Annotated in this window: 21 protein-coding genes; 17 read left to right on the top strand and 4 right to left on the bottom strand. The window is 67.0% G+C overall.

The genetic code is table 11. The features are described from left to right. Positions 1-19: 19 nt before the first annotated feature. The 4 genes from tgt to secF all read left to right on the top strand — a co-directional run bounded on the left by tgt (position 20) and on the right by secF (position 4,601). Positions 20-1,159 carry a tRNA guanosine(34) transglycosylase Tgt gene (gene tgt / locus ACLB1G_RS24280; RefSeq protein WP_491629827.1) on the top strand — a complete coding sequence of 380 codons (1,140 nt, stop codon included), beginning with the start codon at positions 20-22 and terminating at the stop codon, positions 1,157-1,159. A 126-nt stretch (positions 1,160-1,285) separates the two neighbouring features. Further along, a complete protein-coding gene (gene yajC / locus ACLB1G_RS24275; RefSeq protein WP_491629826.1) occupies positions 1,286-1,612 on the top strand; it encodes a preprotein translocase subunit YajC in 327 nt (108 codons plus the stop codon). A gap of 79 nt (positions 1,613-1,691) precedes the next feature. Next, complete coding sequence (gene secD, locus ACLB1G_RS24270; protein ID WP_491629825.1) at positions 1,692-3,563, top strand: protein translocase subunit SecD; 1,872 nt, start codon at positions 1,692-1,694, stop codon at positions 3,561-3,563. A gap of 15 nt (positions 3,564-3,578) precedes the next feature. Further along, complete coding sequence (gene secF / locus ACLB1G_RS24265; RefSeq protein ID WP_491629824.1) at positions 3,579-4,601, top strand: protein translocase subunit SecF; 1,023 nt, start codon at positions 3,579-3,581, stop codon at positions 4,599-4,601. A gap of 45 nt (positions 4,602-4,646) precedes the next feature. Here secF and ACLB1G_RS24260 read toward each other — a convergent pair whose 3' ends face one another. Continuing rightward, positions 4,647-5,270: a TetR/AcrR family transcriptional regulator gene (locus ACLB1G_RS24260; RefSeq protein WP_491629823.1), complete on the bottom strand. Its 624-nt coding sequence runs from the start codon at positions 5,268-5,270 to the stop codon at positions 4,647-4,649. Between the two features lie 88 nt (positions 5,271-5,358). Between ACLB1G_RS24260 and ACLB1G_RS24255 the strand changes: the two genes are divergently transcribed. After that, on the top strand, positions 5,359-5,739 hold the full coding sequence (locus ACLB1G_RS24255) for a DUF2306 domain-containing protein (protein ID WP_491629822.1): 381 nt from the start codon (positions 5,359-5,361) through the stop codon (positions 5,737-5,739). A 21-nt stretch (positions 5,740-5,760) separates the two neighbouring features. On the opposite strand, the gene ACLB1G_RS24250 is transcribed toward ACLB1G_RS24255, so the two are convergent. Next, positions 5,761-6,741 (bottom strand): helix-turn-helix domain-containing protein, encoded by a 981-nt coding sequence (locus ACLB1G_RS24250; protein ID WP_491629821.1) that lies wholly within the window; start codon positions 6,739-6,741, stop codon positions 5,761-5,763. Positions 6,742-6,844: 103 nt separating this feature from the next. Here ACLB1G_RS24250 and eat point away from each other — a divergent pair, with 103 nt between their 5' ends. The 5 genes from eat (at position 6,845) to ACLB1G_RS24225 (ending at position 12,054) form a co-directional block, all read left to right on the top strand. Beyond that, a complete protein-coding gene (gene eat / locus ACLB1G_RS24245) occupies positions 6,845-8,227 on the top strand; it encodes an ethanolamine permease (protein WP_491629820.1) in 1,383 nt (460 codons plus the stop codon). 21 nt (positions 8,228-8,248) lie between these two features. Further along, a complete protein-coding gene (locus ACLB1G_RS24240) occupies positions 8,249-9,049 on the top strand; it encodes a TorF family putative porin (RefSeq protein WP_491629819.1) in 801 nt (266 codons plus the stop codon). Between the two features lie 21 nt (positions 9,050-9,070). Further along, complete coding sequence (locus ACLB1G_RS24235) at positions 9,071-10,462, top strand: ethanolamine ammonia-lyase subunit EutB (protein WP_491629818.1); 1,392 nt, start codon at positions 9,071-9,073, stop codon at positions 10,460-10,462. Positions 10,463-10,473: 11 nt separating this feature from the next. Next, entirely contained in the window at positions 10,474-11,271 is a 798-nt protein-coding gene (gene eutC, locus ACLB1G_RS24230) for an ethanolamine ammonia-lyase subunit EutC (RefSeq protein WP_491629817.1), read from the top strand. 87 nt (positions 11,272-11,358) lie between these two features. After that, positions 11,359-12,054 (top strand): helix-turn-helix transcriptional regulator, encoded by a 696-nt coding sequence (locus tag ACLB1G_RS24225; RefSeq protein ID WP_491629816.1) that lies wholly within the window; start codon positions 11,359-11,361, stop codon positions 12,052-12,054. Between the two features lie 335 nt (positions 12,055-12,389). Here ACLB1G_RS24225 and ACLB1G_RS24220 read toward each other — a convergent pair whose 3' ends face one another. Together ACLB1G_RS24220 and ACLB1G_RS24215 are read right to left on the bottom strand one after the other, a co-directional pair. Beyond that, positions 12,390-12,677: a hypothetical protein gene (locus ACLB1G_RS24220; RefSeq protein ID WP_491629815.1), complete on the bottom strand. Its 288-nt coding sequence runs from the start codon at positions 12,675-12,677 to the stop codon at positions 12,390-12,392. After that, positions 12,674-13,147, bottom strand: coding sequence for a MarR family winged helix-turn-helix transcriptional regulator (locus ACLB1G_RS24215; RefSeq protein WP_491629814.1), 474 nt, complete (start codon positions 13,145-13,147; stop codon positions 12,674-12,676). The genes ACLB1G_RS24220 and ACLB1G_RS24215 overlap by 4 nt, the downstream gene beginning before the upstream one ends. A 122-nt stretch (positions 13,148-13,269) precedes the next feature. On the opposite strand from ACLB1G_RS24215, the gene ACLB1G_RS24210 reads away from it, so the two are divergent. The 7 genes from ACLB1G_RS24210 (at position 13,270) to ACLB1G_RS24180 (ending at position 25,538) form a co-directional block, all read left to right on the top strand. Next, positions 13,270-14,214 (top strand): GlxA family transcriptional regulator, encoded by a 945-nt coding sequence (locus ACLB1G_RS24210; protein ID WP_491629813.1) that lies wholly within the window; start codon positions 13,270-13,272, stop codon positions 14,212-14,214. A gap of 136 nt (positions 14,215-14,350) precedes the next feature. After that, positions 14,351-15,595 (top strand): acetylornithine/succinyldiaminopimelate transaminase, encoded by a 1,245-nt coding sequence (locus tag ACLB1G_RS24205; RefSeq protein WP_491629812.1) that lies wholly within the window; start codon positions 14,351-14,353, stop codon positions 15,593-15,595. Positions 15,596-15,732: 137 nt separating this feature from the next. Continuing rightward, complete coding sequence (locus ACLB1G_RS24200) at positions 15,733-16,770, top strand: arginine N-succinyltransferase (protein WP_491629811.1); 1,038 nt, start codon at positions 15,733-15,735, stop codon at positions 16,768-16,770. Positions 16,771-16,784: 14 nt separating this feature from the next. Beyond that, positions 16,785-17,843, top strand: a complete 1,059-nt coding sequence (gene astA / locus ACLB1G_RS24195) for an arginine N-succinyltransferase (protein WP_491629810.1) — start codon at positions 16,785-16,787, stop codon at positions 17,841-17,843. Beyond that, positions 17,836-19,311 (top strand): succinylglutamate-semialdehyde dehydrogenase, encoded by a 1,476-nt coding sequence (gene astD / locus ACLB1G_RS24190; RefSeq protein WP_491629809.1) that lies wholly within the window; start codon positions 17,836-17,838, stop codon positions 19,309-19,311. Before astA ends, astD begins: the two co-directional genes overlap by 8 nt. 8 nt (positions 19,312-19,319) lie before the next feature. Next, positions 19,320-20,657 (top strand): N-succinylarginine dihydrolase, encoded by a 1,338-nt coding sequence (gene astB, locus ACLB1G_RS24185; RefSeq protein WP_491629808.1) that lies wholly within the window; start codon positions 19,320-19,322, stop codon positions 20,655-20,657. Positions 20,658-20,816: 159 nt separating this feature from the next. After that, positions 20,817-25,538, top strand: a complete 4,722-nt coding sequence (locus tag ACLB1G_RS24180) for an NAD-glutamate dehydrogenase domain-containing protein (protein ID WP_491629807.1) — start codon at positions 20,817-20,819, stop codon at positions 25,536-25,538. Position 25,539: the final 1 nt, after the last annotated feature.

Raw genomic sequence — 25,539 nt, 5'->3', positions numbered from 1 at the left:
GGCACCATAGGATTTTTATATGCTGGAATTCAAGCTACACAAGACCGACACCACCGGCCAGACCAAGGCGCGCCGGGGCGAGGTCAAACTCAACCACGGCGTGGTGCAGACGCCCATTTTCATGCCGGTCGGCACCTATGGCTCGGTCAAGGCCATGTCTCCCCTGGAGCTGAAGGAAATCAATGCCCAGATCATCCTGGGTAACACTTTCCACCTGTGGCTGCGCCCGGGCAACGACGTCATGGCCAAGTTCGGCGGCCTGCACGGCTTCATGGGCTGGGACAAGCCCATCCTGACCGACTCCGGCGGCTTCCAGGTGTTTTCGCTGGGAGACATGCGCAAGATCACCGAGGAGGGCGTGCATTTCGCCTCGCCCATCAATGGCGACAAGCTGTTCCTGTCGCCCGAGATCTCGATGCAGATCCAGCGCGTGCTCAATTCCGACATCGTGATGCAGTTCGACGAGTGCACGCCCTATGAAATCAAGGGCCGCCCGGCCACCGTGGACGAGGCCGCCAAGTCCATGCGCATGTCGCTGCGCTGGGCCCAGCGTTCCTGGGACGAGTTCCAGCGCGGCGAGAACCCGAACGCCCTGTTCGGCATCGTCCAGGGCGGCATGTATGAAACGCTGCGCGACGAATCGCTGGCCAAGCTGGAGGAAATTAACTTCCCTGGCCTGGCCATCGGCGGGCTGTCGGTGGGCGAGCCCAAGGAAGACATGATGCGCATCCTGTCCCACGTCGGCCCCAGGCTGCCGGCCAACAAGCCGCACTACCTGATGGGCGTGGGTACGCCGGAAGACCTGGTGGCCGGCGTGTCCAACGGGGTCGACATGTTCGACTGCGTGATGCCCACCCGCAATGCGCGCAATGGCTGGATCTTCACCCGCTTTGGCGATATCAAGATCAAGAACGCCCGCTACAAGGATGACAAGGAACCTTACGATTCCACCTGCTCCTGCTACGCCTGCCGCAACTTCTCGCGCGCCTACCTGCACCACCTGCACCGCTCGCAGGAAATCCTGGGCGCGCGCCTGAATACCATTCACAACCTGCATTATTACCTGGACATCATGCAGCAGATGCGCGACGCCCTGGATGAAGACCGCTTCCCGGCCTGGGTGGCACAGTTTCACGCCGACCGCGCGCGCGGCGTGTAGACGGATGGACAAGCGCCAGCCACTTGCAAAAAGAATTACACGCCCAACATAGCCGGGACGCTAGACGCGACCCGGCCAGTGCTAGAATACAGCGCTATTTTTTTCAAACTTGATATCGGAGTCACTGTGTTCATTTCCAACGCTTACGCCCAATCCACCGACGCACTCGGCCTGGGCGGCAACCTCACCAGCTTCCTGCCGCTGATCCTGATGTTCGTGGCCATGTATTTCCTCATGATCCGCCCCCAGCAGAAGCGCGCCAAGGAACAGAAAGCGATGATGGACGCCCTGGCCAAGGGCGATGAAGTGGTGACCGCCGGCGGCGTGCTGGGCCGCGTGGCCAAGGTGACCGACCTGTACGTGACCATCGAAGTGGCTTCCGGCGCCGAAATGGTGGTGCAGAAGAACTCCATCACCACCCTGCTGCCGAAAGGCACGCTGAAGGCCCTGTAACAGCCCAGGCGGGCGCGCGGCGCACAGGCGCCGCCGCGTCCTGATGTTGCATGACGCCTAACATAGAACGTTGAATAACATGAATCGCTATCCTGTCTGGAAGTACATCATCATCGTAGTGGCCGTCCTGCTGGGCGCGCTCTACAGCGTGCCCAATTATTTCGGCGATTCGCCGGCGGTTCAAATCACCAGCGGCAAGGCCACCGTCAAGATGAGCGCCGACATGACCGCCAAGGTGGAAGACCTGCTCAAGCGCGAGAACATCGCCGCGCACGGCATTTCCTTTGACGGCACCGGCAACTACGCCTCGGTGCGCGCCCGCTTCGCCGACACCGACAACCAGTTCAAGGCCAAGTCGGTGCTGGAAAAAGGCCTGAACGCCGACCCCACCGATCCCACCTACCAGGTCACCCTGGCCCTGCAGCCCGACACCCCGCAGTGGATGCAAAAGCTGTACGCCCTGCCCATGTACCTGGGCCTGGACTTGCGCGGCGGCGTGCACTTCCTGCTGCAGGTCGACACCAAGGCGGCGCTGGCCAAGCGCATCCAGGGCATACAGGCTTCGGCCCGCAGCGTGCTGCGCGACAAGAACGTGCGCCATGCCGGTATCGAGCGCGTCGGCAACACCATCGAGATCAAGTTCCGCGACGACGCCACCCGCCAGCAGGCCAAGAACGTGCTGGCCGGCCAGATCGCCGACCTCACCTTTGCCGACGCCGGGACCGACAGCGACCTGAAAACCGTGGTCAGCCTGAAGCCGGATGCGCTCAAGCAAACCATCACCGAAGGCGTGAAGCAGAACATCGCCACCCTGTCCAAGCGCGTCAACGAGCTGGGCGTGGCCGAACCCATCATCCAGCAGCAGGGCGCCGACCGCATCGTGGTGCAGCTGCCCGGCGTGCAGGACGTGGCCCGCGCCAAGGCCGTGATCGGCCGCACCGCCACCCTGGAAGTGCGCATGGTGGATGACTCCATCACCCCCGGCACCGAGCTGTCGGCCGCGATTCCATTCAACTCGGAACTGTTCACGGTCGGCAAGGGCGTGCCCGTGGTGCTGACCAAGGACATCGTGCTGTCCGGCGACTACATCTCCAGCGCCACCGCCAGCTTCGACGAGAACCACCAGCCCGCCGTCAGCATCGACCTGAACGGCGACGGCGGCCGCAAGATGCGCGAAGCGACCCGCGACCGCGTCGGCAAGCGCATGGCCATCGTGCTGTTCGAGAAGGGCAAGCCCGAAGTGCTGTCGGTGGCCACCATCCAGAGCGAACTGGGCAGCAGCTTCCGCATCACCGGCATGGGCAGCGCGGAAAACTCCGCCGAGCTGGCCCTGCTGCTGCGCGCCGGCGCCCTGTACGCGCCCATGGAATTCATCGAGGAACGCACCATCGGCCCGCAGCTTGGCGCCGAAAACATCAGCAAGGGCGTGCACGCCACCCTGTACGGCTTTGCCGCCATTGCCGCCTTCATGATCATCTACTACATGGTGTTCGGCGCCTTCAGCGTGCTGGCGCTGGCCGTCAACCTGCTGCTGCTGGTGGCCATCCTGTCGCGCATGCAAGCCACCCTGACCCTGCCCGGCATTGCCGCCATCGCGCTGGCGCTGGGCATGGCCATCGACGCCAACGTGCTGATCAACGAGCGCATCCGCGAGGAGCTGCGTTCCGGCATGTCGCCGCAGCAAGCCATCGCGATCGGCTTCGACCGCGCCTGGGCCACCATCCTGGACTCCAACGTGACCACCCTGATCGTCGGCGTGGCCCTGTGGGTGTTCGGCTCCGGCCCCATCCGCGGCTTTGCCGTGGTGCACACGCTGGGCATCCTGACTTCCATGTTCTCGGCCGTGTTCGTTTCGCGCGGCGTGGTCAACCTCTGGTACGGCCGCAAGAAGAAACTGCAATCGATCGCCATCGGTACCGTGTGGGTGCCGGAAGCGTCGAAAAAAGCTTAACAGTCAGAGGATTCCATGGAATTTTTCCGGATTAAAAAAGACATCCCCTTCATGCGCCACGCGCTGGTGTTCAACGTCATTTCGGCGTTGACCTTCGTCGCGGCCGTGTTCTTCCTGATCACCCGGCCCTTGCACTTCTCCGTGGAGTTCACCGGCGGCACCGTGATGGAGCTGAAGTACACCCAGAACGCCAACCTGGAGCGCATTCGCCATACGCTGGAAAAGGTAGGCTACGAACAGCCCGAGGTCACCAGCTTCGGCACCGCCCACGACGTCATGCTGCGCCTGCCGCCGATCAAGTCGGCCAGCGGCGCCGGCGCCTCGCAGGCCGTGTTCAAGGCCCTGTGCGAGGCCGAGCAGGGCGCCATCAAGCAGATCGACAGCATCAGCGCCAAGGGCGAGGCGATCAGCAAATCCGGCTGCGTGGACGCGGCCGGCGCCGAGACCCTGTCGCTGCAAAAGGTCGAGTTCGTCGGTCCGCAGGTGGGTGAGGAACTGGCCCAGAACGGCCTGAATGCGCTGGTGATGGTGGTGATCGGCGTGATGATCTACCTGGCCGTGCGCTTTGAATGGAAGTTCGCGGTGGCGGCCATCATCGCCAACCTGCACGACGTGGTCATCATCCTGGGCTTCTTCGCCTTCTTCCAGTGGGAATTCTCGCTGACCGTGCTGGCCGGCGTGCTGGCGGTGCTGGGCTACTCGGTCAATGAATCGGTGGTGATCTTTGACCGTATCCGCGAGAACTTCCGCAAGCAGCGCAAGATGAGCGTGCACGAGGTGATCGACAACGCCATCACCGGCACCATCTCGCGTACCATCATCACCCACGGCTGTACCCAGATGATGGTGCTGTCCATGCTGTTCCTGGGCGGCCCCACGCTGCACTACTTCGCCATGGCGCTGACCATCGGTATCTGCTTCGGCATTTATTCGTCGGTGTTCGTCGCCGCCGCCGTCGCCATGTGGCTGGGCGTCAAGCGCGAAGACCTGATCAAGCCGATCAAGGAAAAGGACGAGACCGACGGCGCCGTGGTCTGATTCTTTCCTGTCTCACCAAGAACCCTCCCGCGTGGAGGGTTTTTTTTATGCCTGCGCAGCGCCCAGCAGCAGGTCGGCAAAGTGCTGCGCGACCTGTTCCAGGTGCTGTTCACGCGCCTGCGCGGCCGCCAGGCCGGCGGCCAGGGGACCGTCCATCAGCAGGCAGGCCAGGCCGTGTACATGGGCCCACAGGATGCTGGCGTGCGCCGGGGTGGCCCGCTCGCCATGTACGAGGGTGTTCAGGCGGTCCAGCTCGGCCCGGGCGCGGGCGCCGGCCTCCACCACGCCGGGGAAGCGGGCCGGGTTGCACTCGTCGGGGCGGAACATCAACCGGAATACGCCGGGTTGGTCCAGGGCGTAAGCGACATAGGCCTGCGCCGAGGCCCGCAGCGCGGCGCGCACGCCGGCGCTGGCGGCCAGTTCGTTGGCCGCGCGCAGCTGGCCCGCCAGCCGCCCGAAGCCGTCGGCGGCCAGGGCGGCGAGTATGGTTTCCCGGTCGGCGAAGTAGTGATACGGCGCCTGGTGCGTGCAACCGGCGCGGCGCGCCACTTCGCGCATGCTGAGCGCCGCCACGCCGCCTTCGTTGAGCAGGGCGCGGCTGGTGTCCAGCAGTTCGGTGCGCAGGTCGCGCCCGCTATCCGCCCTGGGGCGGCCTCTTTCCTTGTCCATGGGCGCAGTCTAGAGCAAGGACTTGACAGTGTCTAGCGCTCAGGTAAACTAATTAGACACTGTCTATTAATTGCTGCTGGAGAGCGCCATGACCCCCGCCACCACCTGGACCCCCATGATCATCGCCCACACCGCGTTGGCGCTCTTTGCCATGCTGCTGGGGGCGGCCCTGCTGTGGGGACCCAAGGGGCGCATGGCCCATCGCGTCGGGGGATGGCTGTGGGTGGCGTGCATGGCTGGCGTGGCCGGGGTATCGTTCGCGATCCATGGGCCTGCGGGATATTCGTGGATACACGGGCTGTCGGTGCTGACGCTGGCCAGCCTGGCCGGCGGCGTGCTGCTGGCCCGGAGCCACCGGGTCCGCGCCCATCGCTACACGATGATGTCGCTGTACGCCGGGGCGTTGCTGGTTGCCGGCCTGTTCACACTCTGGCCCAACCGCCTGATAGGCAAAGCCTTGTGGGGATAAACGCCGTGCCCCGGCGCCGGTTCAGGCGCGCTGGCGCACGGTGGCGGACGGCGTCATGCCGAACAGCTTGCGGTAATCGCTGGAGAACTGGCTGAAGTTGCACAGCCCCCACTCGCCGGCTAGTTCGCCGATGGCGCGGCCGCCGGCCAGTTCGCGCCGCACGCCGTTCAGGCGCACCGTGCGCAGATACAGGATGGGGCTGATGCCGAGCACGTCCTCGAAGCAATACTGCAGGGTACGGCGGCTGACGTGCACCTGCTGGCACAGCTCGGGCACGGTGATGCTCTCGGTGCGGTGCGCCAGGATGTAGTCGCGCGCCTGCGCCACCACCTGGCGGCGGCGCTGCAGGCTGGCCGCCATGGCCGGCTCCACGCAGCTGTGGTCCAGCAGCTCCAGCAGCGCGGCCAGCACGGCGTCGCGCCACAGGCTGGACGCGGCCGCGCCGCCTGCGGCGCCACTGGACTGGCCGCCGGCCTGGCCACCATCCGGCAGCAGCTGCGCCAGCAGGCCCACGCAGGCCGCGCGCGCGGCGCTGTCCACGCGCAGCACCTCGGCCGCTTGCACCCGTTCCCAATCGATCTGGCAGCCGAGCCGCAGCGCGCTCTCGGCCAGCAGCTGGCGGCTGGCCACGATGCCGTAGATGCGGTAGGCGCTGGGCGTGACCAGCTCGAACTCGACATTGCCTGGCTGGACCATGATCCAGTCGGCCTCGGCCTGGCGGCCGTTGATACGGGTCAGGGCGCCCCGGTCCGGCAGGCCGAACCAGATGGCGTCCGGCCACACCCGGCAGGACTGGCGCACGGCCTGGTTCAAGCCTTCACGGAAGACCTGCAAACCGGGCAGGCGCAGTTCGGTCAGGGCGCCCTGGAACAGGCCCGAACTGATCTGGTCGTAGCTTTGCTGCCAGTTGGTCAGCTCGCTGGCCAGCTGGTCGGCGTCGTGGGCCAGCACGGTGCGCAATGTTGGCGCAGTGTGCGGCGCGGGTGTGCCAGTGTGGTGCATGGGCCTCTCCTCTTGTTGTTTGCCGATTTCCTATAACGGCGGTGTCAGGGCGTTTCCTATACTCGAATCCAGCAACTTCCATACCCGCTTATAGGAGCACACCATGAAACAACAACCGGCAGCCGGGGGCTCCCCGGCGCTGCAGCAGTCGCTGGGCACCTTCCAGCTGTGGGGCATCGCGGTCGGCCTGGTCATTTCGGGCGAGTATTTCGGCTGGAGCTATGGCTGGGCCTCGGCCGGCACCCTGGGCTTCACCATCACGGCCCTGTTCGTGGCGGCCATGTACACCACCTTCATCTTCAGCTTCACCGAGCTGACCACCTCCATCCCGCATGCGGGCGGGCCGTTCGCCTACAGCAAGCGCGCCTTCGGCCCGCTGGGCGGCTACCTGGCCGGCGCCGCCACCCTGATCGAATTCGTGTTCGCCCCGCCCGCCATCGCGCTGGCCATCGGCGCCTACCTGAACGTGCAATTCCCCACCATCGATCCCAAGCTGGCGGCGGTCGGCGCCTATCTGGTATTCATGACCCTGAACATCGTCGGGGTGCAGGTGGCGGCCAGTTTTGAACTGCTGATGACCCTGCTGGCCATCTTTGAGCTGCTGGTGTTCATGGGCGTGGTCTCGCCCGGCTTCTCGGCCGCCAATTTCCTCAAGGGCGGCTGGGCCGGCGCCGACCACTTCAGCACGCTGGCCATCCCCGGCATGTTTGCCGCCATTCCGTTCGCGATCTGGTTCTTCCTCGCCATCGAGGGCGTGGCCATGGCGGCCGAGGAAGCCAAGGACCCCCGGCGCTCGATCCCGATCGCCTATATCGCCGGCATCATCACCCTGGTGCTGCTGGCCATCGGCGTGATGGTGTTTGCCGGCGGCGCCGGCGACTGGACCAGGCTGGCCAACATCAATGACCCGCTGCCGCAGGCCATGAAGCTGATCGTGGGTGAGCACAGCAACTGGCTGCACATGCTGGTGTGGCTGGGATTGTTCGGCCTGATCGCTTCCTTCCACGGCATCATCCTCGGCTACTCGCGCCAGATCTATGCGCTGGCGCGCGAGGCTTACCTGCCGCGCTACCTGGCCGCCGTGCATCCGCGCTTCAAGACCCCGCACCGCGCCATCCTGGCCGGCGGCGTGGTCGGCATCGCCGCCATCTACAGCGACGAGCTGGTCAAAATAGGCGGGCAGACCCTGACCGCCAACATCGTCACCATGTCGGTATTCGGCGCCATCACCATGTACATCCTGAGCATGCTGAGCCTGTTCAAGCTGCGCCGCGCCGAACCGGGCATGGCGCGCCCGTTCCGCGCGCCGCTCTACCCGCTGTTCCCGGCCATCGCCCTGGCCGGCGCGGTGGTGTGCATGGCCACCATGATTTATTACAACCCGCTGATCTTCGGCCTGTTCGCCGCCTTCCTGGCGCTGGGCTACGGTTTCTTCCTCGCCACCAAGGGCAGCCGCCAGCAGCAGGCCGCCTACGACGCCGTCTGATTCTTACTTAGGAGCATATCGATGTCCGCAACCCGCATTTTCCTGCAAGTCCTGGCCTTGGCCGCCGCCAGCGGCGCCGCCCTGGCCGCCGATCCGGCGCCCGACTGGACCAGCAGCGGCAACCTCAGCCTGGTGTCCGACTACCTGTTCCGGGGCGTGTCGCAAACCCAGGCCAAGCCCACGGCCCAGGCCACCCTGGATTTCACTCACAGCAGCGGCTGGTATGTGGGCCTGTTCGGCTCCGGCGTGTCGCACGCGGCCTATAACAATGGCGGCGGGGCCGAGATCGACCTGTACGGCGGCTACCGCGCCACCTTGAGCGACACCAGCAATCTCGACGCCGGCCTGGTGACCTACTGGTATCCCGGCGCCCATTACGCGGCCGGCGGCAAGGACATCAAGTACCATACCCAGGACGCCAAGCTTGCCTGGAACAGCGGCGCCTTCAACGTCACCGGCTGGGTCACGCTGAGCAAATACTGGTTCGGCTTCACCGTCGATCCCTACAGCGGCAAGCAGGTCGACACGCGCGGCACGCTGTACGGCGAAGTGAACTGGAATCCCGAACTGGCCCCGGGGCTGGTGCTGAACCTGCACGCCGGCCGCCAGCAGGTACGCAAGCTGGGCATGTACAATTTCTATGACGTCAAGGCGGGCCTGACCAAGACCGTGGGCAGCTTCGCCTTCTCGGCGGCGGCGGTGTATAACAGCGGTGATGAAGCGCGCAACGGCACGCCGCTGTGGGTGTTCTACAACGCTGACGGCAGCGGCAAATACGTGGCGCAGAAGCGGCTGCTGCTGACGGCGTCGCGCAATTTCTGAAGGGATGCAAGGAGGCGTGGCATGAGCAGTTATACGCACAGTGTGGGCAGCCGGACCTACCAGTTCCGCGACCTGCGCGACCTGATGGCGAAAGCCACGCCGGCCCGTTCCGGCGACCACCTGGCCGGACTGGCCGCCGCCAGCGCCGAGGAGCGGGTGGCTGCGCAAATGGCGCTGGCCGCGCTGCCCTTGTCGCGCTTCCTGAACGAGGCGCTGATCCCCTACGAGCAGGACGAGGTCACGCGCCTGATCATCGACAGCCACGACCGCGCCGCCTTCGCCCCCATCGCTCATTTGACGGTGGGCGACTTGCGCAACTGGCTGCTGGGCGACGCCGCCGACAGCGCCGCGCTGGCCGCCGCCGCGCCCGGCATCACGCCGGAGATGGCGGCCGCCGTGTCCAAGCTGATGCGGGTGCAGGACCTGGTGCTGGTGGCGCAGAAGTGCCGCGTCACCACGGCATTCCGCAACACCATCGGCCTGCCGGGACGCATGTCGACCCGGCTGCAGCCCAACCATCCGACCGACGACGCCACCGGCATCGCCGCCAGCGTGCTCGATGGCCTGCTGTATGGCAGCGGCGACGCCGTGATTGGCATCAACCCGGCCACCGACAACGTGCCGCAGGTGATCAACATCGTCACCATGCTGGACGAGATCATCAACCGCTACGGCATCCCGACCCAGTCCTGCGTGCTGACCCACGTCACCAACACCATAGCCGCCATCGAGCGCGGCGCGCCGGTGGACCTGGTGTTCCAGTCCATTGCCGGCACCGAGGCCGCCAACGCCGGCTTCGGCATCAACCTGGCGCTGCTGGACGAGGCGCGCCAGGCCGCGCTGTCGCTGCGGCGCGGCAGCGTGGGCCAGAACGTCATGTATTTTGAAACGGGGCAGGGCAGCGCGCTGTCGGCCAACGCCCACCACGGGGTGGACCAGCAAACCTGCGAGGCGCGCGCCTACGCCGTGGCGCGCGCCTATGCGCCGCTGCTGGTCAATTCCGTGGTCGGCTTCATCGGCCCGGAATACCTGTACGATGGCAAGCAGATCGTGCGCGCCGGGCTGGAGGACCATTTCTGCGCCAAGCTGCTGGGCCTGCCCATGGGCTGCGACGTGTGCTACACCAACCACGCCGAGGCCGACCAGGACGACATGGATGTGTTGCTGACCCTGCTGGGCACGGCCGGCTGCACCTTCGTCATGGGCATCCCCGGCTCGGATGACATCATGCTCAACTACCAGACCACGTCCTTCCACGACGCCCTGTACGCGCGCCGCGTGCTGGGCCTGAAACCGGCGCCGGAATTCGAGCAGTGGCTGCGAGACATGGAGATTGTCACCGGCGACGGCGCCGCAGACCTGGGCCGGGCGCTGCCGCCGGCCTTCCAGCGCGCTCTGCTGCGGCTGGCGTGACAGGAGCAGCCATGAACGACGACCTGGTCATCCCCAATCCCTGGCGCACCTTGCGCCGCTACACCAATGCCCGCATCGGCCTGGGCCGCAGCGGCGTCAGCCAGCCCACCGCCGAGCAGCTGGCCTTCCAGCTCGACCATGCGCGCGCCCGCGACGCGGTTCATACGCCGCTGGACGTGGAGGCACTGGAGCGCGCGCTGCAGGCCGGCCCCTGCCTGCGCCTGCACAGCGCAGCGCAGGACCGCGCCGTCTACCTGCAGCGGCCGGACCTGGGACGCAAGCTGGATGCGGACTCGCGCGCACGCCTGCAGGCCCTGCCGCGCCAGGATGGCGGCTACGACCTCGCTTTCGTGCTGGCCGATGGCCTGTCCGCGCTGGCCCTGGCGCAGAACGCGGCGCCGCTGCTGGCTGCCGTGCGCGAGCGGCTGGCCGGCGAGGATTGGAGCGTGGCGCCACTGTGCATCGTCCGCCAGGGCCGGGTGGCGGTGGGCGATGAAGTAGGGGAGTTGCTCGGCGCGCGCATGGTGGTGGTGCTGATCGGCGAACGTCCCGGCCTCAGTTCGCCGGACAGCATGGGGCTGTACCTGACCTGGGCCCCGCGCACGGGATTGACGGACGCCAGCCGTAACTGCATCTCGAATGTCCGCCCGCAGGGGCTGGGCTACGGCGAGGCGGCCTACAAGCTGCACTATCTGCTGGGCCAGGCGCGGACGCGCCAGCTGTCCGGCGTGGCGCTGAAGGATGAAACGGCCGCCGCGCCCCTGCTGGCCGGCCAGCCCTCGCGCAATTTCCTGCTGGCCCCCGACTGAAGCCGGGGGGCTGGAAGCGGCGGCGGTCTGGTGCGACAATGGCGCCCGCATGGAACACCACACCACCACCCACCCTAGGAAACACCGATGAGCCGCACCGGCCGCCTCTTCATACTGATGGATGCGCTGCGCGGCTACCGCCGCCCGGTGACGGCGGCGCGCCTGGCCGGGCAGCTGGGCGTATCCGAACGCACCATCTACCGCGACATCCAGACCCTGGCCGGCCTGGGCGCGCCGCTGCAGGGCGAGGCCGGGGTAGGCTACATGCTGAAATCCGGCTTCTTCCTGCCGCCGCTGATGTTTGGCGCCGACGAGCTGGAAGCCCTGGTGCTGGGTGCGCGCTGGGTGCGGCGCCAGGGGGATGAGGGGCTGGCGCAGGCCGCCAACAGCGCGCTGGCCAAGATTGCCGCGGCCACGCCCAAGGATTTGCGCGATGACATGGCCGATACCAGCCTGTGGGTGCCGCTGGGCCTGGACCAGGACACGCCCAGCGACGCCTTCGTGCGCCCGGTGCGCGAAGCCATCCGCTACCAGCACCGGCTGCGCATGGGCTATTGCGACGAACAGGGGCGCGCCACCGAGCGTCTGGTATGGCCGTTTGCCCTGGCCTTCATGGAGGGCAAGCGGCTGCTGGCGGCCTGGTGCGAGATGCGCTCGGCCTACCGCCATTTCCGCATCGACCGTATTTCCTCTGTGCAATCAACCGGCGAACGCTATCCGGCCCGGCGTCATGAGCTGCTCAAGACCTGGCGGGCCGAAAACAAGATACGCGAGGAGGACTGATGCGTAGGGAAGCGCTGATTTATTTACGAGGGCGCGCTTGACCGCGAAAATAGGCCTCCTGCGGCGTTGCAAAATCTTGCAATAGCTCGCTATTGCTTCGATTTCGCGCCTTGCAGGCCGCCTTTTTCGCTGGTCAATCACAACCCTCAAAATAAATCAGCGCTTCCCTGGTGCAATAAAATAAAGATGGTCGATTTGCTAAAAATCGGCCTCTTATGTGAACTGGCGCACAGAACGCGTGCGCCGCAGGGAGTATTCTGGACCCGTCTCTTTCAGGAGATCCCTAGTTTTGGACTTTGCCCGCTCCCCAGCGGGCTTTTTTTTGGCGCTTTCGTTTAGTCATCCTGCTCGCTGAAGATGGCGTCGCAGCCGTCCACCGGGCCTTCGCTGTCCTTCAGCTCATCCACCAGGCCCAGGTCGAATAATTCCTCGACCGCGTTCATGAAGCTGTTGTGCTTGGTGGCGCCGATCAGGCGGTAGATTTCGCCTTCCTCGTTGCGCACGCCGATCAGCAGCTTTTCCTGGCGTACATCCTCCGGGGTGCTGACGTCCAGCAGCAGGTTGCCGATGATGTGCTTGTCGAATTTGGCAGGTTTTTTGCCTGCGAGCAGAGTGGTCTTCACGAGATTTCCTTGGTGGTTGCGGATTCCGGCGCGGCGTGGCCGCCGCAGCCGGTAATCACGGTTTTAAGTTCGGACAGGGTGTTTTCCAGCGCCGTGAAATCGGCATCCGTATAGTGGGCGAACACCGCGCTGCCATGCGAGACCACGCGCGGGAACACGTCCTCGAACAGGCGCTCGCCGGCAGGCGTCAGGCGCACGAAGTAGGAGCGCTTGTCGTCCGCGTTGCGTTCGCGCTCGACCAGTCCCTTGGCTTCCATGCGTTCGATCACCCCGGTCAGCGTGCCCTTGGTGATCAGGGTTTTCTCGCCCAATTCCTTGTACGTCATGCCGGGCGTGTTGCCCAGGGTGGCGATGATGTCGAACTGGGCATGGGTCAGCCCGCAGCGGCGCACGTGTTCGCCCGACAGGCGTTCGAAGCCCTGCATGCACTCGGCCAGCAGCCGGATACTTTTCAAATAGCGTACACCCATGGCCGTCATTATAGCCGTCCGCCCCGGCGCACGCGCCGCGCCGCCGTTCTCCGGTATGATGATGGGCCACAGCGCAGCACGCCATACAACAACAATGCCGCCGAGACCGTTCCTGCCGCCCCATGCCCTACGCTAAGCTATCCCGCGACCTGCAGGAGCGGCCGCTGCGCCTGTTGCTGATCCATGCAGGCGAGACGGACAGCCTGACCTGGGCCGGCCTGTTGCAGCCGCTGCGCCAGGCCGCCGCCCTGCTGGGCCCGGAACAGCTGGTGCTGGAGCCGTGCACGCCGGCGCAGGCGCTGGCCGCGCCGCCCGGCCATCACATCGCCCTGCTCGTGGCCGACGAGGGCCAGTCCCGCCCTGCGCCCGAGCTGGGCCGGGCCCTGATTGAATGCTGCCGTTCGGCCGCCTACTGGGGCGGGGTGGGCGCGGCCGTGCTGTGGCTGGCCGAATCCGGGCTGATGGAGGGCGTGCGCATCGCCCTGCCATGGGCCTTGTACGCCGAGGCCGGCGACGTGGCCGACCGCGCCATCCTGACCCCGCACCTGTACGACCTGGACGGCCGCCACCTGAGCTGCTGCGGCGGCGCCGCCAGCATCGACTTTGCCCTGACCCTGGTCGAGGCCCTGTACGGCGCCACGGTGCAGGCGGCCATCAAGGAAGCCCTGTGCGTGGAGCGCGTGCGCGGGCCGGAGGAGCGACAGCGGGTGGCGCTGCAGGCCCGTTTCGGCGCGCTGCAGCCCAAGCTGTCCGAAGCCGTGACCCTGATGGAAACCAATATCGAGGAACCGCTGTCCACCGACGATATCGCCAACCTGGTGGGCCTGTCGCGGCGCCAGCTGGAGCGCCTGTTCAAGCAATACCTGGGCAGCCTGCCGTCGCGCTACTACCTCGAGCTGCGCCTGCGCCGGGCGCGCCAGCTGCTGCTGGAAACCAATCATTCCATCGTGCAGGTGGGGCTGATGTGCGGCTTTTCCTCGGGTTCGCATTTTTCCACGGCCTTTGGCAGCCTGTTCGGCAACACTCCGCGCGAGGAACGCCAGCGCAAGCTGGCGCCGCCGGCGTGATCATTCTGTCCAGATTGAGGCAAGGTCAAAAATGAAAATCCTTGTCGCCAATAGAAAAGAGTTTTAGCATCCCGGTTTTTATAATGGGTCCCAGGCGGCGCCTTGCCGCCCTGACCCAACATTGATAGGGAATGCCATGAACGACCAGCTCGACACCACCGCCGCCACCCGCCCCGTCACCCGTCAGACGTACGACGAGGTGCTGGTGCCCACCTACGCCCCCGCTGCGATGGTGCCGGTGCGAGCTTCGGGCCTGGACCTGTGGGACCAGGATGGCAAGCATTACCTCGATTTCACCTCCGGCATCGCGGTGGCCGCCCTGGGCCACTGCCATCCGAAAATCGTCGAGGCCCTGACCAAACAGGCCAACACCCTGTGGCACGTCGGTAACGGCTACACCAACGAGCCGGTGCTGCGCCTGGGCCTGGCCCTGACCGAGGCCACCTTCGCCGACCGCGCCTTCTTCGCCAACTCCGGCGCCGAGGCCAACGAGGCAGCCCTGAAGCTGGCCCGCAAATACATCCACGGCAAGTTCGGCCCGCACAAGTCGCGCATCGTGTCGTGCTATCAGTCCTTCCACGGCCGCACCCTGTTTACCGTGTCGGTGGGCGGCCAGTCCAAGTACACCGAAGGCTTCGAGCCGCTGCCGCCCTCGATCGACCACATCGTCTACAACGACATTGAGAGCGCCCGCGCCGCCATCACCGACGACGTATGCGCCGTGATCGTCGAGCCGCTGCAGGGCGAGGGCGGCGTGGTGCCCGGCACCCAGGCCTTCCTGCAGGAGCTGCGCGACCTGTGCGACAAGACCGGCGCCCTGCTGATCTTCGACGAAGTCCAGTGCGGCATGGGCCGTACCGGTGAGCTGTTCGCCTACATGGGCTATGGCATCGTGCCGGACATCCTGACCTCGGCCAAGGCGCTGGGCAACGGCTACCCGATAGGCGCCATGCTGACCACCCACGAACTGGCGGCCGCCCTGGGCGTCGGCTCACACGGCACCACCTACGGCGGCAATCCGCTGGCCACGGCGGTGGCGCTGGCGGTGCTGGAAATCGTCAAGCAGCCGGCCTTCCTGGCGCGCGTGAAAGAGGCGGGCGCCAAGTTGCGCGCCACCATGGACAAGCTGATCGCCGACTATCCGCAAGTGTTCTCGCAGGTACGCGGCGATGGCCTGCTGCTGGGCCTGGTGGTCAGCGATGCCTGGAAAGGCCGTTCGGCCGAAATCCAGAAGGCGGCCCTGGTCAACGGCATGATGGTGCTGATTGCCGGCTACGACGTGGTGCGCCTGGCCCCGGCCCTGATCGTCTCCGACCAGCAGATTGCCGAAGCGGACCGCATCCTGCGCGTGGCGCTGGATAGCCTGCTGAACGCGGCGTAAGCAGCTCTACACTGGCCGAACCACCACGGTGTCGCTCCCGCGAACGCGGGAGCCCATGCTGGGCTGACCGGCCCGCTCAGCATGGACTGCCGCTTTCGCGGCAGTGACGCGCAGGCGCCAACGCACCAGGAGTTGATATGTACGTAGTCCGGCCCGTTGAACTCGCGGATATCCCCGCCCTGGAAGCGCTGGCCGCCGTGCGCATGCCGGGCGTCCACACGCTGCCCAAGACGCGCGAGCAGATCGCCGCCATGGTGGAGCGCTCGATCGCCTCGTTCGCGGCCCAGGTGGACATCGCCAGCGAGGAATCCTATGTGCTGGTGCTGCAGTCGCCGCACACCGGCGCCATCGTCGGCACCGCCGCCATCTTCGCGGCGGCCGGTTCCAATGGTACCTATTTCTCGTTCCGCAACGACGTCATCCAGCAAGTCTCGCGCGACCTCAACATCAGCCACAGCGTGCACGCGCTGACCCTGTGTTCGGAGCTGACCGGCTATTCCCAGCTGTCCAGCTTTTATGTGGGCGAACGCGAACATGGCGCCGCCGAGGCGGCCCTGTTGTCGCGCAGCCGGCTGATGTTCGCGGTGCTGGCGCCGCACCGCTTCGCCGACCGCTTCTTCGTGCCGCTGGCCGGCGTGACCGACAGCGCCGGCGGCTCGCCGTTCTGGGATGCGCTGGGCCGCAAGTTCTTCCAGATGGATTTCCTGGACGCCGAACGCGTTATCGGCGGGGCCCGCAACCGCACCCTGATCCTGGAGCTGATGCCGCACTACCCGGTGTACGTGCCGCTGCTGCCGGGCGACGCCCAGGCCGCCATGGGCCAGATCCACCCGTCCGGCGAACTGGCCTTCAACCTGCTGACGGCCGAAGGCTTCGAGGCCGACGACTACATCGACATTTTCGACGGCGGCCCCATCCTGCAGGCCCACAAGAACAGCCTGCGCACCTTCACCCACGCGCTGCAGCGCCGCGTCACCACCGCCACGGCGGAGCCGGACCGCGGCCGCGAGCCGCAGCTGCGCTACGCGGTGGCGGCCGGCGACGGCGCCGGCTTCCGCGCCGTGCTGGCCCACAGCCCGGCCATCGACGCCCAGCTCCATATCGGCCTGGCTCCCGAGGTGCAGGAAGCGCTCAAGGTGGCGCCGGGCGACACCGTCATCTGCGTCCGAATCTGAGGAGACTGGAACCCATGCTAGTGGTACGCGCAATCCAGCAAGGCGACCTGCATGCCCTGTACGACCTGGCCACCCAGGTCGGCAGCGGCATGACCACGCTCAAGCCCGACATGGCCATGATGGGCGAGCGCGTGCGCATCGCCGTGGCCTCCTTTGCCGAAACCATCGCGCCGGAAAAGCGCGACTACATGTTCGTGATGGAGGATACCGCCAACGGCCGCCTTGCCGGGGTGTGCGCCATCAAGGGCGCGGTCGGCCTGACCGAACCGTTCTACAACTACCGCATCGGCACCCTGGTGCACTCCAGCCGCGAGCTGGACGTGTTCACCCGCATGGAGACGCTGTACCTGTCCAACGACCTGACCGGCAGCACCGAACTGTGCTCGCTGTTCCTGCACCCGGACTACCGCAGCGGCAACAACGGCAAGCTGCTGTCCAAGAGCCGCTTCCTGTTCATCGCCCAGTTCCCGCAGCTGTTCACGGAAAAGCTGATTGCCGAGATGCGCGGCTACCAGGAGGAGAGCGGCCGTTCGCCGTTCTACGAAGGCCTGGGCCGGCATTTCTTCAAGATGGAATTCGACCACGTCGACGCGCTGACGGCGGTCGGCAAGAAATCCTTCATTGCCGAGCTGATGCCGCGCCAGCCGCTGTACGTGGCCTACCTGCCCACGGACGCGCAGCAAGTGATCGGCAAGGTGCACACCTCCACGGCGCCGGCGCGCCGCTTGCTGGAGCAGGAGGGCATGTACTTCGAAGGCTATGTCGATATCTTCGACGCCGGCCCGGTGCTGCAGGCGCGCGTATCCGAGCTGCGCGCCATGCGCGAGAGCCAGCTGGCCGCCATCGGCCCGGCCACGGACTGGGAATCGGCCTGCGCGCCGGAGGCGGCGCCGGCCGAGCCCATGCTGGTGTCCAACACCGATCTGCGGGACTTCCGCATGATCCTGTCGCAATCGGTGCCGGTCAACGGCACGCTGGCGCTGCCGGAAGCGGAGCAGCTGCTGCTGCGCTGCCATACCGGCGGCACCGTGCGCACCCTGCCACTCAATGTGAGGAAGAACCCCCATGTCTGACACCGCCCTGAGCAATTTCATTAGCGGCGCCTGGCTGCCCGGCAGCGGCGCCGAACTGCACACCACCGATCCCGCCACCGGCCGCCGCAGCTGGACCAGCCGCGAGGCCAGCGCCGAAGACGTGGCGCGCGCCACCGCCGCCGCCCGCGCCGCCTTCGAGCCGTGGGCAATGTCGCCGCTGGAGCAGCGCATCGCCGTCAGCACCCGCTTCCGCGACCTGCTCAAGGAAAACGCCGAGGAGCTGGCGCGGCTGATCTCGGCCGAGGTGGGCAAGCCGCTGTGGGAGTCGCGCACGGAAGTGGCGACCATGGCCAACAAGATCGATATTTCGGTACAGGCCTACGGCGCCCGCACCGGCGAGAGCCATAACCAGGTGGCCGATGGCGAGGCCGTGCTGCGCCACCGCCCGCACGGCGTATTCGGCGTGTTCGGGCCGTACAACTTCCCCGGCCACCTGCCCAACGGCCACATCGTGCCGGCCCTGATCGCCGGGAACACCGTGGTGTTCAAGCCCAGCGAATACGCGCCGCGCACCGCCATCAAGACGGTGGAACTGTGGCAGCGCGCCGGCCTGCCGGATGGGGTGATCAACTTGGTCAATGGCGGGCGCGACACCGGCATCGCCCTGGGCCGCGACACGCAACTCGATGGCGTGCTGTTTACCGGCAGCTGCCAGACCGGCACCGCGCTGCACCGCCAGTTCGGCGGCCAGCCGGGCAAGATGCTGGCGCTGGAAATGGGCGGCAACAATCCGCTGGTGGTGTGGGACGTCCAGGATACCGACGCCGCCGTCTACATGGCGGTGTCCTCGGCCTTCATCTCGGCCGGGCAGCGCTGCACCTGCGCGCGCCGGTTGATCGTGCAGGACGGCCCCCAGGCCGATGCTTTCCTGGCGCGGCTGGTGGATGTCGCCAGCCGCCTGACCATAGGGGCACCGGACGCCGATCCGCCGCCCTACATGGGGCCCGTGGTATCGGCCGCCGTGGCGGCGCGCCTGGTGCAGGCCCAGGCCGACATGGTGGCGCGCGGCGGCAAGCTGCTGCTGGAAATGCGCCATCTGCAGGCCGACAGCGGCTTTGTCTCGGCCGGCATCGTGGATGTCACCGATGCCCAGGGCATCCCGGACGAGGAATGGTTCGGCCCCCTGCTGCAGGTGATACGTGTGCCGGATTTCGACAGCGCCATCCGCGCCGCCAACGCCACTGCCTTCGGCCTGGCCGCCGCGCTGCTGTCCGACGACGCCGCCCTGTGGCACAGCTTCCAGCTGCGCGCCCGCGCCGGCATCGTCAACTGGAACCGCCCCACCACGGGCGCGGCCAGCACGGCGCCGTTCGGCGGCGTCGGCCAGTCCGGCAACCACCGCCCCAGCGCCTATTATGCGGCCGACTATTGCGCCTACCCGGTCGCCTCCATCGAAAACAGCGCGCTGGCACTGCCGGCCAAGCTGTCGCCCGGCATGCACTTCTGAGGTATCCCATGGCTGCACGCGAATTCAACTTTGATGGCCTGGTCGGGCCGTCGCACAACTACGCCGGACTCTCGTTCGGCAACGTGGCTTCCTTCAACAACGTCAAGAGCGCCTCCAATCCGCGCCAGGCCGCGCTGCAGGGACTGGAAAAAATGCGCGCCCTGGCCGCGCGCGGCTTTGCCCAGGCCCTGCTGCCGCCGCAGGACCGGCCCAACTTCGCCATGCTGCGCAGCGTGGGCTTTGGCGGCAGCGACGCCGAGGTGCTGTCCAGGGCGGCGAAGGAAGCGCCGGTGCTGCTGGCCTGCGCCTATTCGGCCTCGCCCATGTGGACCGCCAACGCCGCCACCGTCAGCCCATCGGCCGACACCGTCGATGGCCGCGTGCACTTCACCGCCGCCAACCTGAACAACAAGCTGCACCGCGCCTTCGAGCACACCCAGGCCGCGCGCAGCCTGCGCGCCATCTTCCGCGACGAGCGCCACTTCGCCGTGCATGATGCGCTGCCCGGCACCCCGGCCTTCGGCGACGAGGGCGCGGCCAACCACACCCGCCTGTGCCGCGAGCATGGCGCGGCCGGCGTGGAACTGTTCGTGTATGGCCGCAGCGAGTTCGATACGGCCGCTCCGGCCCCGCGCCGCTACCCGGCGCGCCAGACCCTGGAAGCCTCGCAGGCCGTGGCGCGCCTGCATGGCTTGTCCGCCGCGCGCACCGTGTACGTGCAGCAGAATCCGGACGTGATCGACCAGGGCGTGTTCCACAACGATGTGATCGCGGTCGGCAACGGCAATGTGCTGTTCCATCACGAACAAGCCTTTGCCGACGAGGCGCGCAGCATCGATATGCTGCGGCGCGCCATGGACGGCGTGGGCGCGCAGCTGCACACGGTGCGCGTGCCCACCTCCGCCGTGCCGGTGGCAGACGCCGTGGCCAGCTACCTGTTCAACAGCCAGCTGTTGTCCAAGGACGACGGCAGGATGGCGCTGGTGATCCCGCACGAATGCCAGGAAAACGCCGCCGTGGCGCGCTATCTGGAGGGTCTGGTGGCCAGCGGCGGCCCGGTCGATGAACTGATCCATTTCGACCTGCGCCAGAGCATGCGCAATGGCGGCGGGCCCGCCTGCCTGCGCCTGCGCGTGGCGCTGACCGGCGCCGAAGCGGCGGCCATGCACCAGGGCGTGCTGATGACGGAAGACCTGTACCGCACGCTGGCGGCCTGGGTGGAGAAGCACTACCGCGACCGCCTGGAACCGGCCGACCTGGCCGATCCGGCGCTGGCGCTGGAGATCCACGCGGCGCTGGAGGAATTGAGCCGCATGCTCGGCCTGCCGGACCTGTACGCATGGTAGTGGACGGCGGGCCTTGAAAGGCGTTTAATGGCGACATAGAAATTCGTTCATCACAGAACAAACGGACCGGGCGACCCCCGGTCCTTTTTTACAGTCCCCGACGCACCGCCACAAGCCACGCGGCCCGGACCATACCTATAACGTATTGGAGAAAAAACGATGAAACAAATGCCACACGATCTGCGCACGCAAACGCTGGATCTGGTCAACGCCGTCAAGCCGGCCGGCGGCAGCGCCCCGGTGGGCGCCCTGATCAGCGCCTGGCTGGGCTCCCTCGATGAAGAAGACCTGGCAGGCGTCGAACCCGGCAGCCTCGCGCCCATCCTGTGGGACGGTTTCACCCAACTCTCCAAACGCAGCGAAGGCTGCCAGATCGCGCGCCTGCGCTACGCCGACGGGCGCGGCGGCAACGCCACCGCGCTGCTGGTACTGAACGACGACATGCCCTACCTGGTCGACTCCATCGTGATGGCCATGCGCAAGCTGCACGTGACGGCCAACGGCGTGCTGAACTCCGTGCTGTCCGTCACGCGCGGCGCGGACGGCGTGGTCACTGCGGTGGGCGAGGCCGGCGCCAGGCTGGAATCCTATGTCCTGTGCCTGCTGACGGAAGAACTGGCGCCGGCGGAACTGGAAGCGCTGACGGCGCGGCTGGAACTGGTGGCGCGCGACGCCGCCGTGGTGCGGCGCGACCGCCCGGCCATGCTGGAGCGCCTGGCCGCCGTCGGCGCCGAGGCGGCGGCGCATGGAGAGGAAGGCCAGGAAGTGGCGGCCTTCCTGGACTGGGCCCGCACCGAAGGCTACGAGCCCTTCGGCTACGCCTACTACCAGGTCAAGCCGGGCGTGCGTGAACTGGAGCGCGACATCCCCAGCCGCATCGGCGTGCTGCAGGATACGACCCATCCGGTGTACGGCACCTGCCTGGCCAATATCCCGGGCGACTTCGATACCCTGTCCAAGCGCGGCCATACCCTGTCCATCGTCAAGGCCGACGTGGAAGGCACGCTGCACCGCGATGCGCAGCTGGACTTCATCGGCGTGCGCCACACCAACGACCAGGGCGCCATCCTGGGCGAGCACTGCTTCGTCGGCCTGTTCACGCGCGCCGCCACCTCCACCCCGCTGAACCGCCTGCCGTTCGCGCGCGGCCGCATCGCCCAGGTGCTCAACATCGCCGGCGTGCGCCAGGAAGGCTTCCGCGCCGAGAAATTCATCGAGATCCTGGAATCGCTGCCGCGCACCGAGGCGCTGGAAGCCGATCCCGCATGGCTGGCCGAGGTGTGCGGCGCCGTGGTGTCGCTGTACAAGCAGCCGCGCACCAAGGTGTTCGCGCGGCGCGACGTGTATGCGCGCCACCTGAACGTGCTGGTCTACCTGCCGCGCGAGCGTTACAGCGCCAGTGTCGCCAACGCCCTGGCGCGCGCCCTGCAGGCCAGCGCCGGCGCCACCCACGTCAGTTCGCAGACCCTGGTGGCGGACGGCCCGCTGGCGCGCCTGTACCTGATCGCCCACGCGGCCCGCTATCCGCTCGACCTGGCCACCGACATCCAGCAGCCGCTGCTGTCGGTGCTGGACGGCTGGCACGACAACTTCTCCACCCTGGCTGACGCCGTGCCCGACGTGCCGCTGCGCGCCAGCCTGCGCCGCCTGTGCGCCACCCTGCCGACCGACTACGTGGCGGCCACCGCACCGGCCGTGGCCTTCCACGACCTGGACGCCATCCTGCGCAGCACCGATCCCTCGCGCATCGACGTGCGGGTCGATACCTCGGCCGACGCCACCAGCATCCGTTTGTACTCGGTGGACAAGGTGCCCGCACTGTCCACCATCCTGCCCGCGCTGCACAACGCCGGCGTCACCATAGACCGCGAACACGCGCACTCGATCCGCGTGGACGGCCAGCGCCACTACGTCACCAGCCTGTCGGTGGTGGGCGCCAGCGCCGCCCAGCTGTCGCAGCCGCACATCGTGCCGGTGGCGGAGGAATTGTTTGCGGCCCTGTTCAACAACGAGGCGGAAGACGGCCGCCTGAACGGCCTGGTGGTCGAAGGCGGCCTCAGTGTGCGCCAGGTGCAGCTGGTGCGCGCCTACATGAGCTACTGGCGCCAGACCGGCACCCAGTTCCAGGTGCGCTACATGGCCGAGACCCTGCGCAAGCAGCCGGTGCTGGTCAAGGAACTGGTGGACGCATTCGAGCAGCGCTTCAATCCGGCCAATGGCGAGGCCGAGCGCGCCGCCGCATCGGACCAGCTGCACGAGATCAAGGCGCGCCTGCCGGCCATCAACCATGCCGACAGCGAGCTGGTACTGGGCGCCATGGCCGACCTGATGCTGGCCACCCTGCGCACCAGCTACTTCCAGAACCAGCAGAAGGGCGACAAGATCATCTTCAAGTTCGACACCAGCAATCTGTCGCTGGTGCCGGAACCGCGTCCGTTCCGCGAGATCTTCGTGTTCTCGCGCCGTTTCGAGGGCGTGCACCTGCGCGGCGGCCCGGTGGCGCGCGGCGGCCTGCGCTGGTCGGACCGCATGGAGGATTACCGCACCGAGGTGCTGGGCCTGGTGAAGGCGCAGATGGTGAAGAACGCGGTGATCGTGCCGGCCGGCGCCAAGGGCGGTTTCGTCTGCAAGCAGATGCCCAAGGACGCCACCCGCGACGTGATCGCGGCCGAGGGTGAAGCCGTGTACCGCCTGTTCATCTCCAGCCTGCTGGAAGTGACCGACAACCGCGTGCTGGGCAAGATCGTGCCGCCAGCGGATACCGTCTGCTACGACAGCGCCGACCCCTACCTGGTGGTGGCGGCCGACAAGGGCACCGCGACCTTCTCGGACATCGCCAACAGCATCGCCGTGCAGCGCGGCTTCTGGCTGGGCGACGCCTTCGCCTCGGGCGGCTCGAACGGCTATGACCACAAGAAGATGGGCATCACGGCCAAGGGCGCGTTCGAAGCCGTCAAGCGCCACTTCTACGAGATGGACCTGGACATGGACACCACCCCGTTCACCATGGTGGGCGTGGGCGACATGTCGGGCGACGTGTTCGGCAACGGCGCGCTGCTGTCGCGCCAGATCCGCCTGCTGGCGGCCTTCGATCACCGCCACATCTTCCTCGATCCGGATCCCGACACCGCCGTCTCGTTTGCCGAGCGCCAGCGCCTGTTCGCGCTGCCGCGTTCCTCGTGGGACGACTACAACAAGGAACTGATCTCGGCCGGCGGCGGCGTCTATCCACGCAGCGCGCGCAGCATCGAGCTGTCGCCGCAGGTGTGCGCCGCGCTGGATATAGCGGAAACCGCGCTGTCGCCGGAGGAGCTGATGCACCGCATCCTGCTGGCGCCGGTGGACCTGTTCTACAATGGCGGCATAGGCACCTACATCAAGGCCTCGACCGAGAGCCACGCCCAGGTCAAGGACCGCGCCAACGACAACATCCGCGTCAACGGCAATGAGTTGCGCTGCAAGGTGGTGACCGAGGGCGGCAACCTGGGCGCGACCCAGGCCGGCCGCATCGAGTTCGCCCTCAACGGCGGGCGCATCTTCACCGACGCCATCGACAACTCGGCCGGCGTGGATTGCTCCGACCACGAGGTCAACGCCAAGATGTGGCTGGACGTGGAAGTGAATGCCGGCCAGCTCAGCGAGGAAGAGCGCAACCGCGTGCTGAACGTGATGACCGATGACATCGAACGCCTGGTCCTGCGCGACAACACGCTGCAAACCCATTTGCTGGTGCGCGAAGCCCAGGCCCAGTCCGAGCCTGCGGTGCAGGAGGCCTACGCCGCGCTGATCGCCAGCCTGGAGGAGGAGGGCGTGCTGTCGCGCGACCTGGAGCAGCTGCCCACGGTGGCCGAGCTGGCGCGCCGCAAGGACAATGGCCGCGGCCTGACCACGCCGGAGCTGGCGGTGGTGATCGCCAACGTCAAGAACCGCTACAAGCGCCTGCTGTCGGCCCTGCCGCTGACCGACTACAACTGGGCAGAGAAAGTGCTCAAGCCCTACTTCCCGGCGCTGCTGGTGGAGACGCGCAGTGCGCTGGCGCATCCGCTGGCCAACGCCATCCTGGCCACGGTGCTGGCCAACGAGGCCGTCAACCGCTGCGGCCCGCTGATGCTGCGCGAGCTGGCCGGCGTGCATGGCGTGGACGAGACTGACGTGATCCTGGCCTGGGGCCAGGCCTGGGCCGCGCTCAACCTGGCGCCCATCTTCGATGCGCTGGACGCCGATGCGCTCAACGTGCCGCGCCCGGTCTCGGTGAAGGTCGACGTGCGCACCCGCAGCCTGCAGAAGGCCGTGATCGAGGGCGTGCTGGCGGTGCCGTCCGAGCAGCTGCGCAGCGGCGAGGGCTTGCGCGAGCTGGCCCGCTTGTTCTCGCAGTCGGAACTGGTGCCGCAGCTGGCGCCGGCCGAGGCCCAGCCGGAAGAGCAGACTATCGCGCTGCGCCCGGAATTCGTGCAGGCGTGGCAAGCGGTGGACGCCATCGAGGGCGTGGCGGCCTTCGTGTTTGCCGCGCTGACGGTGGCGCGTCCGGCCGGGATGGATTTGCCGGCCTTCCTGCGCATGGGCATGGCGCTGCGCACGCAGGCCGGTATCGATACGCTGGAACGCGGCCTCAAGCTGCCGGCGACGTCGCGTTCGCAGGAACAGCTGCGCAGCTACGCGCAGCAAGCCTTGCGCCGCACCCAGCAGCGTTTGCTGACCCAGGTGCTGCAGCGTGCCTCGGACGGCCATGCGCCGGAGGAGGCGGTGGAGGTGGTGGTCAATTCGCTGGGCCTGTCCGGTTTCGCGCCAGCCACCGACCTGGAGCAGGCCATGCTGGATGTGTGGGCGCTGTCCGAGGCCAGTAACGCGGCCAACACCGGCGCCGCCATCGTGGTGGCGTAAG

Source organism: Duganella kummerowiae (assembly GCF_053572355.1).
The sequence above is the reverse complement of the archived record's forward strand: the minus strand, read 5'-3'. Positions and strand labels throughout refer to the sequence as shown.

Excerpts from the sequence above, each read along its gene's own strand:
- ACLB1G_RS24205 (WP_491629812.1), top strand. The coding sequence starts at position 14,351 with ATGAACGACCAGCTCGACACCACCGCCGCCACCCGCCCCGTCACCCGT.
- ACLB1G_RS24225 (WP_491629816.1), top strand. The coding sequence starts at position 11,359 with ATGAGCCGCACCGGCCGCCTCTTCATACTGATGGATGCGCTGCGCGGC.
- tgt (WP_491629827.1), top strand. The coding sequence starts at position 20 with ATGCTGGAATTCAAGCTACACAAGACCGACACCACCGGCCAGACCAAG.
- ACLB1G_RS24255 (WP_491629822.1), top strand. The coding sequence starts at position 5,359 with ATGACCCCCGCCACCACCTGGACCCCCATGATCATCGCCCACACCGCG.
- astB (WP_491629808.1), top strand. The coding sequence starts at position 19,320 with ATGGCTGCACGCGAATTCAACTTTGATGGCCTGGTCGGGCCGTCGCAC.
- ACLB1G_RS24250 (WP_491629821.1), bottom strand. The coding sequence starts at position 6,741 with ATGCACCACACTGGCACACCCGCGCCGCACACTGCGCCAACATTGCGC.
- secD (WP_491629825.1), top strand. The coding sequence starts at position 1,692 with ATGAATCGCTATCCTGTCTGGAAGTACATCATCATCGTAGTGGCCGTC.
- ACLB1G_RS24210 (WP_491629813.1), top strand. The coding sequence starts at position 13,270 with ATGCCCTACGCTAAGCTATCCCGCGACCTGCAGGAGCGGCCGCTGCGC.
- ACLB1G_RS24180 (WP_491629807.1), top strand. The coding sequence starts at position 20,817 with ATGAAACAAATGCCACACGATCTGCGCACGCAAACGCTGGATCTGGTC.
- ACLB1G_RS24215 (WP_491629814.1), bottom strand. The coding sequence starts at position 13,147 with ATGGGTGTACGCTATTTGAAAAGTATCCGGCTGCTGGCCGAGTGCATG.
- astA (WP_491629810.1), top strand. The coding sequence starts at position 16,785 with ATGCTAGTGGTACGCGCAATCCAGCAAGGCGACCTGCATGCCCTGTAC.
- astD (WP_491629809.1), top strand. The coding sequence starts at position 17,836 with ATGTCTGACACCGCCCTGAGCAATTTCATTAGCGGCGCCTGGCTGCCC.
- ACLB1G_RS24260 (WP_491629823.1), bottom strand. The coding sequence starts at position 5,270 with ATGGACAAGGAAAGAGGCCGCCCCAGGGCGGATAGCGGGCGCGACCTG.
- secF (WP_491629824.1), top strand. The coding sequence starts at position 3,579 with ATGGAATTTTTCCGGATTAAAAAAGACATCCCCTTCATGCGCCACGCG.
- eutC (WP_491629817.1), top strand. The coding sequence starts at position 10,474 with ATGAACGACGACCTGGTCATCCCCAATCCCTGGCGCACCTTGCGCCGC.
- ACLB1G_RS24240 (WP_491629819.1), top strand. The coding sequence starts at position 8,249 with ATGTCCGCAACCCGCATTTTCCTGCAAGTCCTGGCCTTGGCCGCCGCC.
- eat (WP_491629820.1), top strand. The coding sequence starts at position 6,845 with ATGAAACAACAACCGGCAGCCGGGGGCTCCCCGGCGCTGCAGCAGTCG.
- ACLB1G_RS24200 (WP_491629811.1), top strand. The coding sequence starts at position 15,733 with ATGTACGTAGTCCGGCCCGTTGAACTCGCGGATATCCCCGCCCTGGAA.
- ACLB1G_RS24235 (WP_491629818.1), top strand. The coding sequence starts at position 9,071 with ATGAGCAGTTATACGCACAGTGTGGGCAGCCGGACCTACCAGTTCCGC.